This is a genomic window from Streptomyces sp. NBC_00075 (genome assembly GCF_045041225.1).
GTDB classification, from domain to species: domain Bacteria; phylum Actinomycetota; class Actinomycetes; order Streptomycetales; family Streptomycetaceae; genus Streptomyces; species Streptomyces adonidis.
Genome location: NZ_CP108243.1, coordinates 10,447,756 through 10,464,473 on the forward strand (window position 1 = coordinate 10,447,756; position 16,718 = coordinate 10,464,473).

15 protein-coding genes and 2 pseudogenes are annotated in these 16,718 nt (G+C 68.2%); 9 read left to right on the plus strand and 8 right to left on the minus strand.

Going from position 1 to position 16,718, the window contains the following annotated elements; translation table 11 throughout:
• Positions 1–8 precede the first annotated feature (8 nt).
• On the minus strand, positions 9–3,569 hold the full coding sequence (locus OG787_RS45720; RefSeq protein ID WP_405539360.1) for an indolepyruvate ferredoxin oxidoreductase family protein: 3,561 nt from the start codon (positions 3,567–3,569) through the stop codon (positions 9–11).
• A gap of 132 nt (positions 3,570–3,701) precedes the next feature.
• On the opposite strand from OG787_RS45720, the gene OG787_RS45725 reads away from it, so the two are divergent.
• Positions 3,702–4,841 carry a PucR family transcriptional regulator gene (locus OG787_RS45725; RefSeq protein ID WP_405540774.1) on the plus strand — a complete coding sequence of 380 codons (1,140 nt, stop codon included), beginning with the start codon at positions 3,702–3,704 and terminating at the stop codon, positions 4,839–4,841.
• Between the two features lie 9 nt (positions 4,842–4,850).
• Here OG787_RS45725 and OG787_RS45730 read toward each other — a convergent pair whose 3' ends face one another.
• The 5 genes from OG787_RS45730 to OG787_RS45750 are packed head-to-tail and all read right to left on the minus strand — an operon-like array spanning position 4,851 to position 9,323.
• The gene (locus OG787_RS45730) at positions 4,851–5,711 is read right to left on the minus strand and encodes a TIGR03620 family F420-dependent LLM class oxidoreductase (RefSeq protein WP_405539362.1); all 861 of its coding nucleotides are present in this window, start codon (positions 5,709–5,711) and stop codon (positions 4,851–4,853) included.
• Between the two features lie 10 nt (positions 5,712–5,721).
• The gene (locus OG787_RS45735) at positions 5,722–6,381 is read right to left on the minus strand and encodes a TetR/AcrR family transcriptional regulator (RefSeq protein ID WP_405539363.1); all 660 of its coding nucleotides are present in this window, start codon (positions 6,379–6,381) and stop codon (positions 5,722–5,724) included.
• 56 nt (positions 6,382–6,437) lie between these two features.
• Positions 6,438–7,559 carry an isocitrate/isopropylmalate family dehydrogenase gene (locus OG787_RS45740; protein ID WP_405539364.1) on the minus strand — a complete coding sequence of 374 codons (1,122 nt, stop codon included), beginning with the start codon at positions 7,557–7,559 and terminating at the stop codon, positions 6,438–6,440.
• Entirely contained in the window at positions 7,499–8,833 is a 1,335-nt protein-coding gene (locus tag OG787_RS45745; protein ID WP_405539365.1) for an aromatic ring-hydroxylating dioxygenase subunit alpha, read from the minus strand. The genes OG787_RS45740 and OG787_RS45745 overlap by 61 nt, the downstream gene beginning before the upstream one ends.
• Before the next feature lie 10 nt (positions 8,834–8,843).
• Positions 8,844–9,323 carry an aromatic-ring-hydroxylating dioxygenase subunit beta gene (locus tag OG787_RS45750; protein ID WP_405539367.1) on the minus strand — a complete coding sequence of 160 codons (480 nt, stop codon included), beginning with the start codon at positions 9,321–9,323 and terminating at the stop codon, positions 8,844–8,846.
• Positions 9,324–9,432: 109 nt separating this feature from the next.
• Here OG787_RS45750 and leuC point away from each other — a divergent pair, with 109 nt between their 5' ends.
• Genes leuC through OG787_RS45780 form a run of 6 tightly spaced genes read left to right on the plus strand, consistent with a single transcriptional unit; the run spans position 9,433 to position 14,850 of the window.
• Complete coding sequence (gene leuC, locus OG787_RS45755; RefSeq protein ID WP_405539368.1) at positions 9,433–10,866, plus strand: 3-isopropylmalate dehydratase large subunit; 1,434 nt, start codon at positions 9,433–9,435, stop codon at positions 10,864–10,866.
• A 1-nt stretch (position 10,867) separates the two neighbouring features.
• Positions 10,868–11,479: a 3-isopropylmalate dehydratase small subunit gene (gene leuD / locus OG787_RS45760; protein ID WP_405539370.1), complete on the plus strand. Its 612-nt coding sequence runs from the start codon at positions 10,868–10,870 to the stop codon at positions 11,477–11,479.
• Positions 11,480–11,518: 39 nt separating this feature from the next.
• Positions 11,519–12,595 carry a cupin domain-containing protein gene (locus tag OG787_RS45765; protein WP_405539371.1) on the plus strand — a complete coding sequence of 359 codons (1,077 nt, stop codon included), beginning with the start codon at positions 11,519–11,521 and terminating at the stop codon, positions 12,593–12,595.
• Positions 12,592–13,470 (plus strand): fumarylacetoacetate hydrolase family protein, encoded by an 879-nt coding sequence (locus tag OG787_RS45770; RefSeq protein WP_405539373.1) that lies wholly within the window; start codon positions 12,592–12,594, stop codon positions 13,468–13,470. Before OG787_RS45765 ends, OG787_RS45770 begins: the two co-directional genes overlap by 4 nt.
• A 16-nt stretch (positions 13,471–13,486) precedes the next feature.
• On the plus strand, positions 13,487–13,804 hold the full coding sequence (locus OG787_RS45775) for a putative quinol monooxygenase (protein WP_405539375.1): 318 nt from the start codon (positions 13,487–13,489) through the stop codon (positions 13,802–13,804).
• Positions 13,801–14,850 carry an LLM class flavin-dependent oxidoreductase gene (locus OG787_RS45780; RefSeq protein ID WP_405539377.1) on the plus strand — a complete coding sequence of 350 codons (1,050 nt, stop codon included), beginning with the start codon at positions 13,801–13,803 and terminating at the stop codon, positions 14,848–14,850. The genes OG787_RS45775 and OG787_RS45780 overlap by 4 nt, the downstream gene beginning before the upstream one ends.
• Positions 14,851–15,351: 501 nt before the next feature.
• Here the strand turns inward: OG787_RS45780 and OG787_RS45785 are convergent.
• Entirely contained in the window at positions 15,352–15,714 is a 363-nt protein-coding gene (locus OG787_RS45785) for a zinc-binding dehydrogenase (RefSeq protein WP_405539378.1), read from the minus strand.
• Positions 15,711–15,992, minus strand: a complete 282-nt coding sequence (locus tag OG787_RS45790; protein ID WP_405539379.1) for a hypothetical protein — start codon at positions 15,990–15,992, stop codon at positions 15,711–15,713. Before OG787_RS45790 ends, OG787_RS45785 begins: the two co-directional genes overlap by 4 nt.
• Positions 15,993–16,018: 26 nt before the next feature.
• Between OG787_RS45790 and OG787_RS45795 the strand changes: the two are divergent.
• Positions 16,019–16,359: pseudogene (locus tag OG787_RS45795) on the plus strand (Gfo/Idh/MocA family oxidoreductase); the annotation flags it as partial.
• 48 nt (positions 16,360–16,407) lie between these two features.
• Positions 16,408–16,692, plus strand: a pseudogene (locus OG787_RS45800) (sugar phosphate isomerase/epimerase family protein); the annotation flags it as partial.
• Positions 16,693–16,718: the final 26 nt, after the last annotated feature.

Here is a 16,718-nt window from a genome sequence, read left to right on the forward strand (position 1 = left end):
GGTTCGGGTCAGCTGCCGTGGGCCGTGTCGGCAGTGTGCGAGGCGCCCGTCGCCAGAAGCACCTTGAGCTCGTCGAGCCTTGTCCGGTACTGCCGCACGTTGGCCAGCTTGATGTCCTCGTAGCCCCGCACGGCGTCCGGCAGCGAGGCGATTTCGACCGCAAGGGCATGGTTGTCCGGGCCGAGAAGCGACAGCGACCGCTCGATCACATCCCGGTACTCCCTGATCAGTTCGCGTTCGACACGGCGTACGTGGGCGTAGCCGAACACGTCGAGACGGGTGCCGCGGAGCCGGCGCGAGGCCGCGAGCAGGCGGAAGGCCGGTTTGAACCAGGGGCCGAGGGTGAGCTTGTTCTTCATTCCCACGGCCCGCAGCACCGGCGGATGCAGTCGGTAGGAGATACGCGCATCCGCCCCGAACCGGGCCTTGACCGCCGACTCCGACGCCGGGTCGAGGGAGAGCCGTGCCACCTCGTACTCGTCCTTGTAGGCCATCAGTTTGTGGAGATGGCGGGCCACGGCCTCGGTGAACTCGGTCCGGCCGGGGACGCGTTCCGCCTCGGCGCGGCGGACGGACTCGACCGTCACCGCGTACTCGCGTGCGTACCCGGCGTTCTGATAGGCGACGAGGTCGGGTATCCGGATCGCGACCAGCCGGGCGAGTTGGGAGCCGGCCGGAGCGCCCACGGTGGTGATCAGCTCGTGTGCCTCGGCCGGAACGGCGGGCGCGGGCCGGGTGCCGGCCGTGAGTTCGTCCAGCGCGGCGGCGAACCCCTCCGGGTCCGCGACCGCCTGCCGCCCTCGCCGAAACGCCTGCAGATTGGCGTCGGTCTTGACCCCGTTGAGCCGGATCGCCTCTTCGATCTTCGCGGCGGGCAGCGGCAGGGCACCGGCCTGGTAGGCGGCTCCGGTCAGCAGGATGTTGGCGAACTGGTCCTCGCCGAGCAGTACGTCGGCGAGGTGGCGCGCGTCGAGGAAGACTCCGTGCTCGCCGCGGGTCGCGCGCAGGATCCGGTCCTTGATCCGCCCGGTCTCCGGGAAGGAGGCGCTTGTGTCGATCACCATCTGTCCGGTCGGGACCTCGGCGGTGGACACCACCGCGACTGTCCGGGCCGGGTCCGCCGCGGAGAGGTGCTTGTCGTCGGCCGCGACCAGAAGGTCGCAGCCCAGGTAGAGGTCGCACTCGCCGTCGGCGGCCTTGCCGGCCTGCGCGGTCGGACCATCAGTGATCTTGATGTCCGAGACGACCGCGCCGCCCTTCTGCGCCAGCCCGGTCTGGTCGAGGGAACGGACGTGCCGTCCGGTCAGGGTCGCGGCCATGCTCAGAATCTGCGACAGGGTGACGACGCCGGTTCCGCCCACGCCGGTGATCCGTATCGTGTGCGCCCCGGCCGGGACGATGCGCGGCGGCGCCGGGAGGGCGTCGGCGTCGATCGGCGGCGCGAGGCGCCGCTTCGCCGCCCCCTCTTCTCCGGCGCTGCTCCCGGCCTTGCTCTTGGCCTTGCCCGGGACGACGGTCAGGAACGAAGGGCAGTCACCGTCGAGGCAGGAGTAGTCCTTGTTGCACGAGGACTGATCGATCTGTGTCTTGCGGCCGAATTCCGTCTGGATCGGCTGGACCGACAGGCAGTTGGACTTCTGCCCGCAGTCGCCGCAGCCCTCGCAGACCCGTTCGTTGATCACCACCCGCTCGACGGGATCGGGCGCGAGGCCCCGCTTGCGCTTGCGGCGCAGCTCCGTCGCACACTCCTGGTCGTGGATGAGCATGGTGACGCCAGGCACCTTCGCCAGGACTTCCTGTGCCTCCACCAGCCGGTCCCGGTGCCAGACCTGGACACCCGGCGGCAGGCTCACCCTGCGGAAGCGCTTCGGTTCCTCGGTGGTGACGATGATCTGCTTCACGCCCTCGGAGACGAGAGTCCTGGCCAACTCGGGCACTGGCAGCACACCGGCCGGCTGCTGGCCGCCGGTCATCGCGACAGCCGAGTTGTAGAGCAGCTTGTAGGTGATGTTGACCCCGGCCGCCACCGCCGCCCGCACGGCCAGGCTGCCCGAGTGGTGGAAGGTGCCGTCACCGATGTTCTGCAGGAAGTGGTCGCTCTTGAGGAACGGAGCCATCCCGATCCATTGGGCGCCCTCACCACCCATCTGAGTCACCCCGGAGACGTCCCCGACCTGGCCCGGATCCATCATCAGAACCATCGCGTGACAGCCGATACCGCCGCCCACCAGCGATCCTTCGGGAGTCTTGGTGGAGGAATTGTGCGGGCAGCCGGAACAGAAGTACGGGGTACGGGACACCAGCGGCAGCTCGATGCGCCCGCGCCGCGGCCGGGTGTTCTCCAGCCAGCGGTCCACCGAAGGGAAGCCGCCGAGTGCCGACAGCCGGACGGCGAGTGCCTTCGCGATCAGGTCGGGGTCCAGCTCCCCGTCCCGCGGCAGCAGGGCGGTGCCGTCCGGGTTGTGCTTCCCGGTCACTGCGGGCGCCTGCGCCCGGCCGTAGAGCACGTCCTTGACGGCACTTTCGAGGAAGGACCGCTTCTCCTCGACGACGACGATCTCTCGCAGTCCGGTCGCGAAGCGGGTGACGATCGAGGGCTCGAGCGGGTGGATCAGGGCGAGCTGGAGCAGCCGGACCCCGCGCCGGGCGAGTTCGGCGTCGTCGAGCCCCAGCGTGCGCAGGGCCTGGCGGAGGTCGAGGAACGTCTTGCCCGCCGCCACGATCCCGATCCGGTCGTCCGTGCCGCTCAGGACGATCCGGTTGAGTTCGTTGGCGGCCGCGTACCGGCGGGCCATCTCCAGCCGGACACCCTCCCGGCTGCGTTCGAGCTCGCCCAGGACCGGCTGGATCATCCGGGCCGTCACCTCGTGGCGGAACGGGCGGCCGTTCACTTCGAGCTCCGGCACGACGGGGACGATCCGCTCCGGGTGCACCTGGACCGTGCCGGAGCCGTCGGCCACATTGGTGACGATCTTCAGGCCCACCCACAGACCGCTCGCCCGCGACATTGCCACCGCGTGCAGACCGAGGTCCAGGGCGTCCTGCGGATCGGCCGGGTACAGCGTGGGCATGCCGAGATCCGCCAGCAGCAGCTCGGAAGCGCCGGGGACGGTCGAGGACTTCGCCGCCGGGTCGTCGCCTACCAGGGCCACCGCTCCGCCGTGGGGGTCCGTGCCCATCAGGTTGTTGTGGCGCATCGCGTCGGTGGCCCGGTCCAGGCCCGGCGACTTGCCGTACCAGATGCCGGTCACTCCGCCTACGCGCCTGTCCGGCGAAGCCGAGGCCAGCTGAGTTCCCTGAACGGCGGTGGCGGCCAGTTCCTCGTTCACCCCCGGCCGGAAGAGGACGCCGTACTCGTCGAGCAGACGCTGGTTCCGGGCCAGTTCCAAGTCATAGCCGGCCAGCGGGGATCCCTCATAACCGGAGACGAACACCGCGGTGTCCCGGCCGGCACGTTGGTCCGCGCGACGTATGTCCAGCGGCAGCCGGGCGAGTGCCTGGATTCCGGTGAGAGGGATCAGGCCGTCTTCCAGCACATACCGGTCGTCAAGCCTTGAAAGAACAGCCACGGGACGGGCTCCTTCGGCGTTGGTATGGGGGAGTTCCATAAAATAATCGCAGGGGTGATGCGTGCTCAGGACCTGCGAATTCGCAGAACAGCGGCCGAGTTATCCGTGAATTTCACAACGAGAGGCGTGGGCATGATGAACGAGGTCAATGTCGGAACGCTGCTGGACGAACTCGCCGGGCGAGTGGACGGCCTGGCCGACACCATCACCGGACGGATACGGGCCGAGGTTCCGGGCTATGCCCAACTCCCTTATGCGGAGCACCGCCGTGACGTCCGCGAGCAGATCAAGAATGTCGTCGAAGGTGTCGGGGCACGGCAGCCACCACCGGCCGCGGCCATCGAACACGCGCGGGCGGTCGGACGGCGCCGCGCCGCCCGCCATGTGGCCCTGCCCGATGTGATCGAGGCGTACCACATCGCCTATCGCGAGATCTGGGACGAACTGCTGACTCGGGCGAAGGACTTCCATCCCGACCTCACCTCCGCACTGGTCGGCGAGGTGGCACTGCTCTGGAGCTGGTTTCACCGGCTCAGCGCTGCGGTCGCCGACGCGCACGCCGAGGAGACCCGGGTCAGGGAGGCAACACAGCTCGCGCTGCGACGGCGGTTCGTCGAGACGCTGTCCGGCACGGTGTCGAATCCGGAGGAGCAGGACAGCCTGGCCCGCTCCCTCGGATTCGCGCCCGACGGCGAGTTCGTGGTGGCGGTGGCCGCAGGCGTCCCGGAGACCCGAGTGGAGCAGATCAACACCTCGCTGGGGGAGACGGCGGGCGTCGCACACTGCGCCTATGACTCGGGACGGACCGTTCTGGTGGCCCAGCGGTGCACCCACGAGGAGCTGCTCGGCGCCGTGCACCACGGCGAACCGTCCGCTCTGACGGGTACGGGCCTGATCCGCCGGGGACTTGAGGGCGCCGCGCTGAGCCTGACCGACGCCACGGAGGCACTCGGCTGGGCCCTGACCGAAGGGCGGGACGTGTGTTTCTCCGACGACTGGCTCATCGTGGTTCTTTCCGGTGTCCGGCACCGGATCGACGAGTTGATTGCGCCCGGTGCGGCTGCCGCTCGGCGCTACCCGCACATAGCGCAGGCCGTACGGGCCTTCGGGGACAGCCGCTACTCGGTCTCGGCCTCCGCACGGCTGCTGAACGTTCATCCCAACAGCGTCAAGTACCGTCTCGACCGCTGGAAGTCCCTGACCGGCTGGGACGTACACACCTTCAGTGGCCTTGCTTCCTCGCTCGTATCCCTCGAACTCGGCGAGATCTGACGGGGTCCGTCACTCGAACGCAGGTGCCAAGGACCGCAGTTCGTTCATGGGTATCCGCTCGGGTTCGGCGGTCAGGACCTGGACACACACGTGATCCGCGCCGGCGGTGCGGTGCTCATCGAGGCGTTTCGCGATGGAGGCAGGATCGCCCCAGGCCACGAGGGCGTCCACCAGGCCGTCGCTGAAGCCGTCGGCGAAGTCCTCCGCAGTGAAGCCCAGTCTCTCCAGGTTGTTCCGGTAGTTGGGAAGCGCCAGGTAATCGACGAGATACCGGCGGGCCAGCCCTCTTGCCCGCGCCGGGTCAGACTCCAGCACGACGGCCTGCTCGGCCACCAAGGTGCTCTCGGGCCCGAGCGCTGCGCGGGCAAGCTCCGTGTGGCGCGGTGTGCAGAGGTATGTGATCACGCCTGATGTGCGCTGCCGAGCCAATTCGAGCATCTTCGGTCCGAGTGCCGCGAGAAGGCGTCCGCTGTCCGGCACGGGCGGTTCGGCCGCGTCGAGGCGGTCGAGATACGCGTCCATCGCCTGCAGTGGTCTGCGAAAGCGCCCAGGAGACTTACGGTCCACAACTGCCGCGTGGCTCGCGCCTATGCCGAGCAGGAGCCGGTCCGCCCGCGTGCCCAGCGAGGCCCGGAACGCGGCAACCTCCTCCGCCTCGTGTTTCCAGAGGTTCAGCACGGCAGTGCCCACCGGTATGGCTGTCGTCGCGTCGAGCAACCTGGAGAGAGGGGAGAAGACGTCGCCGCCGACGTCGGGGATCCAGAGGGCCGAAAAACCGAGGTGCTCCAGCTCGGTTGCCGCTTCGCGAATCGCATGCGGCTCGGCACGACGCAACTGCCATGCCCACACACCGGTCCCGGTCAGGCTCACGCGGGTCTCCTCATTCTTGGAGGCTGTCCTTCACGGTTGTCCGCAGCAATGCGAGGCTTTTGTCGAGCATCGCGTCGATGCGGTCGGGATCATCTGTCACCAGGGAGCGGATCGCGGCCCCCCGTACCGCTGAGTACGCCATCCACACCACGGTCTCGGCCACGTCCCACGGAACGCCGAGAGCTGTCAGGTGATCGGCCCACATGTCCTCGACCGGGTGTCGCAGACGGGTGTCGATCTCATGCAGCAGACCCCGGGTGTCGCTGTCCCGCATCGCTCCGATCATCACGTCGAGACCGGCGAAGAAGTCGTTGTGGAAGTACGACGCCCGGGCATCCGCCAGGAGGGCGTCGAGCACCTCGTCGACGCTCGACAGGGACGTCAGGGACTCCGCCGCAGACTGCCGGCTCCGCCCCTGGGCGCTCTCGAACAAGTGCTCAAGAGCGGCCAGCAGATAGGCCTCCGTCGACTTGTAGTAGTGCAGCGGCGCACCTCGGGTGACTCCGGCCACCTTTGCCGCCTCCACCGTGGTGAAGCCGAGGTAACCACGCTTCCTGATCACCTCGATCGCCGCGTCGAGCAGTCTTTCCCGCATCTGCTCGCTGCGCTCGACCTGACTGAGATGACGCCGTGGCTCCGTGCGGGAGTCCTCCGCTCGGGACGTTGGCAACCGAATCACCCCATCGATGTAGTAGCAGTACATACGTGAATGTATGCATGATGCTACTACATCCGACCGGCGACGGCTTTGCAGAAAGCGGTGGCGGTGGCGGAACCGCCCTGGTCGGGTGTCAGATGTCGGCCCTCCGCGTAAATGCGTTCAACTGCCTTTGTGAGGGCGTCGGCCGCGTCGGGAATTCCGATATGCCTCAGCATCATGCAGGCCGAAAGCAGAGTGGCGGTGGGATTGATGGTGTTCGTGCCGGCGATATCGGGGGCGGTACCGTGAGCCGGCTCGAAATACGCATAGGTGTCTCCGTAGCAGCCGCTCGGTGCCAGGCCGAGGCCGCCGACGAGCCCGGCGGCACCGTCGGACAGGATGTCCCCGTAGAGATTGGGCATGACCACGACGTCGAAGCGCTTCGGGTCACGCACCATACGGCAGGCGAAATCATCGATGATGAGAGTCTCGAACTCGATGTCGGGGTACTGGCCCGCGATGGTGCGCGCGATGTCCGTGAACAGGCCGTCGGTGGCGGGGAGCATGTTCGTCTTGGCGGTACAGGTCACGCGGCCGGTGCGTTGTCGTCGCCGCGCGAGTTCGAAGGCATGTCTGATCACACGTTCGCTGCCTGCCACGGTGGTCGTCTTGATGGCGAAGCGGCCGGGCCCTGATGCGGCGAGGGGTCTGCCGCTCCGGTCTTTCGCGGCTAGGGGGCCGAGAGTGTCCAGATCGCCCTCGACGCCGACGTAGAGATCCTCCAGGTTCTCGCGGACGATGACGAAGTCGATCCTGTGCGGATCGGCCAGCACGGAGCGAGCCCCTTCGAGGAACCGGCACGGACGCTCATTGGCGTACGTCTCCTTGCCCCATCTCAGATAGATGAGGGCCTCCGAGGAACTGCCGCTGGAGGAGCCGAACAGTGTGGTGTCGGCTGCGTCGATCATTTCCCGGCTCGCCGGGGGGAGCGCTGATCCGGATGCCTCGATGGCGGCGTCGCCCACCAGCGGATACACCCAGTCGATGCCGAGGGACAACCCGTCGATGAGCTCGACGACCGGACGGACGGCTTCGGGCGCGGAGTCGTCGCCCTCGATGACGGCGACTCGCCTGACGCTGCGCCCGGTCACATCGACGCCTCCGCGAGAGGGGCCGTCGAACGGTCCCCGCTCAGGCGCCGCGCCCACTCCATCCAGAACAGCCGGATGTTGCCCTCCTCCTCCTGCGGCCATTCGCTGGCGTCGAGCCGTCCCTTGGACACGTCGTTCCATGGCGCGAACTCGGCGTTCATCCGGTAGCCGCGCTGGCACTGCTCCAGGGCTTCGATGTCGTCCGGCGTCGCGAAGCCGCCCGGGCCGAGGAACTCCAGGAAGCTCTGGAGCCGCAGCCGCCGCAGCTTCTCGCTCTCGCCGCAGGCGCCGAGAGCACTGCTGCTCACAAAGCTGTTGCCGGCCGTGTCCGGATGGGTCACCCGCAGAGTGAGGCCGGTCCCGTCCACGATGTGCAGATTCGGGAAGATCAGCAGATTGCGCGAGTTCTTCGCGATGCGCTCGGCCCGTTCGGGGCCCAGGCGCTCGCTGTTGTCCCGCAGGACCTGCTCGACGTCGTCCTTGGTCTCCTTGCCCATCACGGGGCTCCAGCTGCCCGCCACCCGCCCCCAGGGCACGGCGTACTCAAGCGCCACATGTCCGTTGCCGAGGTCGTACGTGGAACCCACGACGGGCCTGCGGGTACTGCCGCCGCTGTCGGCGAGCGGCTCGAAGTCGGGGTGGATCGACTTGAGGTACTGGAAGTACGTGACGTGCAGGGTGGCGGCGTGGTTTCCGTCGATACCGTTCTCCGTGACCAGCTTCCAGTTGGCTTTGACGGAGTATTCCTGTGTCCCCGGGACGACCTCCATTCCCTGCGGCCCCTGGTCGAGCGCGTCGTCGATGAACGGCTTCGCCCGGCCCAGGTAGTCGGCGAGAGAAGGTGTTTCCCGGTCGAAGCAGACGAAATACAGTCCGCGGTAGTTGTCCAGCCGGGGCACGCCGACCATGTCGGCGCTCCCATCGTCGTTGAAGCCGGGGGGAAAGGACTGTTCACGGTCCGGGAGCACACGCAGTTTGCCGTCCCCGGTGAAGGACCACCCGTGATAGTAGCACAGGAAGGAGTTGGTGGTTCCCGCGCGCTCGGTGCACAGCCTGGCCCCGCGGTGCGGGCAGATGTTCAGGAAAGCGTTGACCTTCCCCTTGTGGTCGCGGTTCAGAATGACCTCGCGACCGCCCGCGAAACGGACGACGAACTGGCCGGGCTCCTTGAGCTCCGACTCGTGCGCCACATAGAGCCAGCACTTCTTGAAGATCGCCTCCTGCTCGTCCTTCAGGACGTCAGGGTCGATGAGTGCCCGGCGTGCGACACGGAAGATCCCCTGCTCCTCGTCCACCTGGAGGTAGGGGCTCCGCGGAATTGAGATCGTCATTGAGACTCCTCTAGAGGATGATGCTGATGCGGGACTGGCTCTGCAGGTTGTCGCAGTCGATGACACAGCGCTTCTCCCGGATCTTGAAGCCTTCCGGGCTCTTGACCAGGCGGTACCGGGCGACTCCGAAGAACGCGTCCGCCCGGTCGCGCCATCGGTGGACGACGAGGTTGCACGTCGCGGCGATCTCGTCTTCGTCCCCGGGCGCTACGCGCACGTTGGAGACGAAGTGGCGGGTCCGCGAATGCGGGTACTCCGCGATCGCCAGTCGTTTGTAGAGGCGCGAGACGCGCTCTCGTATGTGGATCTGGTCGTCGGCGATGTAGAAGAGCGCGCTCTCGGGTGAGGCGGTGACGGGCACGTTCGTGCCGTGCACGAAGTAGCTGCCGTCGTCGGTGAAGAGTGCCCCCCACTCGTGCAGTTGCCAGTTGTCGAGCAGTTCGGCCTCCTGGAACAGGAAGTCCTCTATCTCCGGGCGGTCGACCGTCATCTCCATCACTCGATTCGTGGTGTGGGTGTAGCGCCTGAGCGTGTGCAGGCTGGTCCGTCGACGACGGAGGCGTTGCACATACATGCATGCATGTATTATGTTTCACGGCATGACAGTGCTGTCAACGGCTCGCCCCGGAGCGACGCTCTTCGACAAGGCGTGGAGCGCCCACGTCGTGACCGACCTCGGCGGTGGGAGCGTTCTGCTGCACATCGACCGACATCTCGTGCACGATCTCGGGGCGTTGGGCATCACCGGCCTCCGGGACCGCGCCCTGCGTGTCCGCAACCCCGAGCTGACGTTCGCCACCATCGATCACACGGTGTCGAGCGCGCCTGGTCGCGACGCCGAGACCAACCCGGCAGGCGCGCCGCTGATCCACGACCTCCGGCGCAACACGACGGAGCTCGGGGTGCGTCTCTTCGACCTCGGCGAGACCGGGCAGGGCATCGTGCATGTGATGGGCCCGGAGCTGGGCTTGAGCCTGCCGGGCACGACGGTGGTGTGCGGAGACAGCCACACCTGTACGCATGGCGGGCTCGGGGCCCTGGCGTTCGGCATCGGCACCAGCGAACTCGTGCACGTCTTCGCCACCCAGACACTCGTGCAGCGCAAACCCAAGCGGCTGCGCGTCCGGTTCGAGGGAGTTCTGCCCTTGGGCGTGACGCCCAAGGACCTCGCGCTGGAACTCATCCGCCGGCACGGCGCGTCCGGGGGAGACGGATACGCGATCGAGTACGCCGGATCGGCGATCACCTCGATGGGCGTCGAAGGGCGGATGACGATCTGCAATCTGTCGGTCGAGTTCGGTGCCAAGATCGGCATGGTCGCTCCGGACGACACCACGCTGGAGTACCTGGCCGGCCGCCCGTTCACGCCGCGCGGCGCTCTGTGGGACGAGGCGGTCTCCTACTGGAGGCGGCTGCCGTCCGACGAGGACGCGGTGTTCGACCGGGAGATCGTCATAGACGTCGCCGGACTGGCGCCACGGATCACCTGGGGGACAAGCCCGGAACACGCCATGGCGGTCGACGGCCGCGTGCCGGACCCGGCGCAGGCCGGCTCGGCCCAGGAACGTACGGCGATCGATTCGGCGCTCTCGTACATGGGGCTCAGGCCCGGTCAGACGCTGCTGGGAACCCCCGTGGACTGGGTGTTCATCGGCTCGTGCACCAACAGCCGGCTCTCGGACCTCCGCCAGGCCGCCGCCGTGGTCAAGGGCCGCAAGGTCGCCGAAGGAGTCCAGGCGTGGGTCGTACCGGGATCGGAACAGGTCAAGCGGGACGCGGAGGCGGAGGGCCTCGACACGGTCTTCCGGTCGGCCGGCTTCCAGTGGCGCGAATCCGGTTGCTCGCTCTGCCTGGCCGCCAACGGCGAGGCGGTACCGCCGGGCAAGCGCTGCGTCTCGACCACAAACCGCAACTTCGTCGGCAGGCAGGGCCCCGGCGCCCGGACCCACCTCGCCAGTCCGGCGACGGCGGCGGCCTCGGCCCTGGCCGGCAGTATCGCGGACCCACGACGGATCATGACAACGGGAGTCTAGGGTGGAGCGTTTCACCTCGCTGACGGCGATCGCGGCTCCGATGCTGCGCCAGAACGTCGACACCGATCTCATCATCCGGATCGACCGCCTGATCGGCTCGCGGCGCGTCGATCTCGGCCAGTTCTGCCTGGAAGCGCTGCGCTATCGCCCCGACGGGACGAACGACCCGGGCTTCATCCTGAACCGCACCCCGTACGACCGGGCCGAGATCCTCCTTGCCGGACCGAACTTCGGCTGCGGATCGAGCCGCGAGCCTGCCGTGTGGGCGCTGATGGACATGGGCTTCCGTGCCGTTGTCGCACCGAGCTTCGGTGACATCTTCCACAACAACTGCTTCCAGAACGGCTTGCTCCCGGTCGTACTTCCGGCACCGGCGATCGAGGTCCTGGCCGGCGACACCGCGCCCGACCCCGCCCGCCGACTGGTGACCGTGGACCTGCTCCGGCAGGAGGTGACCTCGCCCGGCGGGCGGGCGTACCCGTTCTCCGTCGACCCGCTGCAACGGCAGGGCCTGCTCGAAGGCCTGGACAGCGTCGGACTCACTCTCCGCCGGGAGGACGACATCGCCGCCTTCCAGAAGCGCGACCGCCACGAACGCCCCTGGGCCTACTGAACCGTCTCGGCCCGGCCTGGCGACGAAAGGATTCCGCTCATGGCACAGCTGCAGACCGATCCGGCCCCGGAAACCTCCGAGGGCCCGGGCATCGACGACTACGCCGCCCGCCTCGCGCCGCTGAACGCGGTACCCGGATGGCTGCTGTTCGCCGACTACTTCCACCGGACGCCCGTTCCGGAGATCCTGCCCGCGCACTGGCGCTACCGCGATCTCCGGCCGTATGTGCTCGAAGCCGGCCAGGTCGTCAGCTCCGAGCAGGCGGAACGCCGAGTGGTGACACTGGAGAACCCCGGGACGCCCGGCCGGGCGGGAATCACCCGGACCATGACGGGCGGGCTGCAACTCGTCCTGCCCGGCGAGATGGCGCCGACACACCGGCACACCTCCTCGGCCTTCCGCTTCGTCATCGAGGGAAGCCTGGCGTCCACGACGGTGGACGGCGAGAAGGCGTCCATGCGGCCCGGTGACTTCGTCGTCACACCCCCCTGGGCGTGGCACGACCACCGGAACGTCGGCGATCTCCCGATGATCTGGCTCGACGGTCTCGATCTCCATCTCGTCAACTACTTCGACGCCGGATTCTTCGAGAACCACGCCCAGCGCGAGCAGGACATCACCCGCGCGGAGGGAACCTCGGACGCGGAGGCCGGCCACAACCTCCTTCCCGTCTCCAGCACTTCAGGCACAGTTCCCCGCTCTCCGCTGTACGCCTACCCCTACAGCCGTTCCAGGGAAGTGCTCGACCAGCTCTCCCGCAGCACCGGCCCGGACCCCTGGCACGCCTACAAGATGAAGTACATCAGCCCCACGACGGGGACCTGGCCGCTGCCCACCATCGCCACCACGATCCAACTCCTGCCGGGCGGCTTCAGCACCCGCCCCTACCGCTCCACCGAGTCCGCCGTGTTCGTCGTGGTCGAAGGCCACGGAGAGAGCACCATCGACGGCCAACGGTTCGCGTGGGAGCAGCACGACATCATCGTCGCGCCCAGCTGGGCCACTCACACCCATACGGCCTCGGCCGACTCCGTCATCTTCAGCTACTCCGACCGGGCGGCCCACGAAGCCCTCCACCTCTTCCGCGAGGACCGGCTCTGGGAGGAGAGCCGGTGAAACTCGTCCGCTTCAACGGCGGCCGGGTGGGCGTGGTGCGGGGCGACCTGGTCGTGGACGTCACCGAAGCCGCGGGCATCGATCCGCAGGCCTTCCCGCCGGTCGGCACGGTTCGGCTCATCGCGGAGTTCGACCGGCTCGGGCCGCAGCTCGCGGCGGTGCGGGGCGAGGGCGTCCCGATCGCGGACGTGACGCTGGAGACGCCGATCGCCTGGCCGCAGAAGGTCATCGCCCTGCCGGGCAACTTCAGGGCACACCGTGAGGAAATGGCCGATGCGCCGCCGGTACTGGGCGCCCGGGGGTTCTTCCTCAAGTCGCCCAGTGCACTGAGCGGCGCCGGTGAGCCGATCGTCCTGCCCGAGGTGCCCGGCCGAGAGGTCCATCACGAGTCCGAACTGGGAATCGTCATCGGCCGCCGAGGACGCCATGTCTCCCGCGAGGACGCCCTTGAGTACGTCTTCGGATACGCCTGCGCCCTCGACATCACCGTGCGGGACATGGTAGTCGACCGGATTCTCCGCAAGTCGTACGACAGTTTCGCGCCGTTCGGCCCCTGGATCGTGACCGCGGACGAGGTCGGCGACCCCAGCGAACTCGGCATGCGGCTGTGGGTGGGAGACGAACTCCGCCAGTCCGCGAACATGCGCGATCTGATCGTCGACATCCCCGGGATGATCGCCATGGCGTCCTCCGTCATGACCCTTCACCCGGGCGACCTCATCTTCTCCGGCACACCGGCCGGGGTCGGACCCATCGTGGACGGCGACACCGTCACCATCGAGATCGAAAGGGTCGGGCGGATGTCCGTCCCGGTCCGGCAGGGCCATGGCGGCAACAACCTCGCGTTCCAGGGCCTTGAGAATTCCCAGCACTGAAGGAGGAGAGGACCCGATGATCGTGCTCGCCGGCTCGTTTCTCATTCCGGCCGAGAAGGTGACGTCCGCACAGCCGTTCTTCCGGTTCATGGTGGAGCGGACCCGTGCCGAGTCCAAGTGTGTCTCGTGCAGCTACGGCACGGATGTGGTCGTCCCCGGCCAGATCAACGTCGCACTCTGCTTCGAGGACCGGGACGGACTGATCGCTCACCGGCTGGCGCCCTACGTCACCGACGACTGGAACCGCTTCGTCAAGGACTTCGGAGTAACCGAATTCGACGTCGACGAATTCGAGGCGGAAATTCCGAAGAAAGCCGATTGGACGGACGCATGAAGATCGGCATGTATCTGGACGCGCGGAATCCACCGCAGTGGCGCCGCCCGTGGCCGGGCCACTACGAGCGGCTCATCGAGTGGACCGTCGAGGCGGAGCGCCGGGGCCTGGGATCGGTCTGGCTCAGCGAACACCACTTCTTCGAGGACGGCTATCTGCCCCAGCCGCTGACCCTGGCCGCCGCGATCGCCGCCCGGACATCGAAACTCCGTATCGGCACCGGCATCCTGGTCGCTCCCCTGCACCCGGCGGTGGACATCGCCGAACAGGCGGCGCTGGTGGACGTGCTGAGCGACGGCCGCCTTGAGCTGGGCCTGGGCGCCGGCTATCGCATACCGGAGTTCGAGGCGTTCGGCGCGGACGTGAGCCGCCGCTTCTCCGTCCTCGAGGAGCGAGTGGCCGAGATCCGCAAGCTCTGGGAGACGGGTCTCGTGACGCCGCCGCCGGTGCAGGAATCCCTCCCCCTCTGGCTCGGCGGGAACGGTCCAAGGGCGGGCCGGATCGCCGGCCGGCTCGGCGTCGGCCTGCTCACCCTGCGGACCGAGCCGCGCGAACACTATCTCCAGGCGCTGCGCTCGGCCGGACACGATCCCCGGACCGCGCGGGTCTCGGGCACGGTCAATCTCGTCCTGGCCCGCGATCCGGAACGCGCCGAGGCCAACTGGCGGCGAATCCGGCCGCACCTCGCCTACCAATGGCAGAGCTATCAGCGCTATGGCGCGCAGGGCCGGCCCTCGGGCAAGGCCGACGACGGAGCCTTGCGCCAGGTCGACGCCAGTGCCGCCGACCCCGACGCCATGCGATCGGCGGGGCCCGAGATGAACGCGCCGGCCTTCGACGTGGTCACCCCCGCCGAGGCCGCGCGTCGCCTGCGGAGCTGGCTGTCGGACGTGCCGGTGGAGCACGCCTTCTTCTGGGCCTCGATCGGTGGGATGCCCGACGACATGGTCGAGGAGCATCTGGAGCTGCTGGCCACCGAACTGGCCCCGTCGGTGCGGGACGTCGGCACCTTGCTCGCCGCGGCAGCAAGTCGAGACGATGGCTGAAGCGGTTCCCTGAGCCGCCCTTGCCCTTGCACCGCGGCGGAGCGTTGGGCGCGTCGACTCAGAAACGCCGGCTGGGTCGTCCCCCGACCGAGAGCCGGCGCTACCGTTTCCCTGGCGCTGGCGCTGGCGCTGCGGGCCTGGATGCCGATGCTCGCTGACCGCTCGTCGGCTCGGCGGTCCACGCCGGAAACCGCCGCCGAGCGTACGGTGCAGCTCCGCCGACCCCTCACTCGCAGGGGCGCAGTTACTATTGCTGCTTCAGCCCTGACAGAGCGAGTCCGTGTACTCAAGCGCAACCTGAGCCACAGGCCTGGGCTGCGACGCGTCCCAACTGCCTTCCTGCACGGAGGGAAAGCGCTGTAACGCCCGCGGTGTTACAGCCACCGGCGAAGCCGATCCCGGCAAAACGAGTCCGTTGGCGGTGATCCCTCCGGAGAGGGCGCGGGCCGAAGGGATGTCGGCGTGGCCTCGGTGCAGTGAACCGGCCGGGGCGTGGGCGTCTCAACGCTCGTCGGTGACGACGACCCTGCTGAACTGCTGGTTCGACTCCCTGTATTGATGGGCGTCCGCGGTCTTGTCGCGTTTTTCGAAGAACCAGCCCACGGCGGGCTCCAGCACACTCGTGCGCAGCCCGGTGCTGGTGAAGTGTTCCATCTGCCGCCGGGCCCCGGGATCGCTCATGGTGGCGCTCAGCGCGTAGTTGTGGATCGTCAGCGGCGGCTTGCGCCGCAAGGGCACCGGGCTCTCGTCCATCCAGCCGTACACAATCAGATCGCCGCCGGGTACGAGCGTGTCGGCGAGTGCGGACAGGCGCCGGCCGGCGACGGAGTCGAAGACCACGTCCGCGCCCCGGCCGCCGGTCATGGCCTGTACCCGCTGGGCCAGGCCCCCTTGGTCCAGGGCGATGACCTGTGCCGTCCCGCCTCCAGCAGTCGCTCCCGTTTGGCCCTGGTCCGCGTGGTGACAACCGGGGTCGCGCCGAGCGCGTTCACCGTCTGGATCGAGGCCAGTCCCACACCGCTGGATCCGGCGCCGATCAGCATGGTGTCGCCCGGCTGGACGTGCGCGGCCTCTGCCTGCGTGCCGTACGCCGTGCCGAGGCGCCGGTGACCGGCCTTCACGGGCCGAGTCCGCCTGGCCATGGGTGGTGGGACGTGCCCGCCAGCGAGGTCTCCGCATCGACCTTGAGGTTTTTGTCAACTGCCGGTACGGATACGACATCCAGTGCGAGATCGAGGGTGAGACGGGCCTGGTCCGGCTGCCCGACCCGGCGTCGGTCGGCGTTCGCGGCGCGGGCCGGCGCGGCACCGGTGCGCTGCAGGGCTGGAAGGGCCGGTTCGCGGACGCCTTCGACACCGAGTTCCGCGAGTGGATCGTGTCCGTCGCCGACGGCGGCGTGCCGACCGCCCGTCCGCGTGGGACGGCTGCACCGCGATCGTCATCGCCGACGCCACCGTCCGGGCCCTGGAGTCGGGCCATGTGGTGGACATCGGCATCAAGCCCCGTCCGCCTGCTACGCCGCTGGGAGCGCGGCAGGAAAGCACCCTCGATCCGTACATGTTCCGTGCCCTGCCCATCGACGAGACGGTGCGCACTGTCGCAGAACTCGGCTACGAGTACATCGAGTTGTCGCCCCGCGAGGACTTCATGCCGTTCTTCCTGCATCCGCGGGCGGACGACGCGCGGGTGCGGGAGCTCAAGGACTCCCTGCGCACGCACGGCGTGAAACGGACGTCCGTGCTACCGCTGCACAAGTAGCCCTCACCTGAGGAGACCGGGCGGCAGACCGCCGCCCGCTACTGGAAGCGCATGGTCGAGATCACCACCGACCTCGGAATGCCCGCTGACGTCGATTCCCGGGAAACGCA

Bases quoted from the DNA above. Each gene is read 5' to 3' on its own strand.
- OG787_RS45725 (WP_405540774.1), top strand. From the start codon at position 3,702: ATGATGAACGAGGTCAATGTCGGAACGCTGCTGGACGAACTCGCCGGG.
- OG787_RS45745 (WP_405539365.1), bottom strand. From the start codon at position 8,833: ATGACGATCTCAATTCCGCGGAGCCCCTACCTCCAGGTGGACGAGGAG.
- OG787_RS45750 (WP_405539367.1), bottom strand. From the start codon at position 9,323: ATGACGGTCGACCGCCCGGAGATAGAGGACTTCCTGTTCCAGGAGGCC.
- leuC (WP_405539368.1), top strand. From the start codon at position 9,433: ATGACAGTGCTGTCAACGGCTCGCCCCGGAGCGACGCTCTTCGACAAG.
- OG787_RS45765 (WP_405539371.1), top strand. From the start codon at position 11,519: ATGGCACAGCTGCAGACCGATCCGGCCCCGGAAACCTCCGAGGGCCCG.
- OG787_RS45775 (WP_405539375.1), top strand. From the start codon at position 13,487: ATGATCGTGCTCGCCGGCTCGTTTCTCATTCCGGCCGAGAAGGTGACG.
- OG787_RS45780 (WP_405539377.1), top strand. From the start codon at position 13,801: ATGAAGATCGGCATGTATCTGGACGCGCGGAATCCACCGCAGTGGCGC.
- OG787_RS45785 (WP_405539378.1), bottom strand. From the start codon at position 15,714: ATGACCGGCGGCCGGGGCGCGGACGTGGTCTTCGACTCCGTCGCCGGC.
- OG787_RS45790 (WP_405539379.1), bottom strand. From the start codon at position 15,992: ATGGCCAGGCGGACTCGGCCCGTGAAGGCCGGTCACCGGCGCCTCGGC.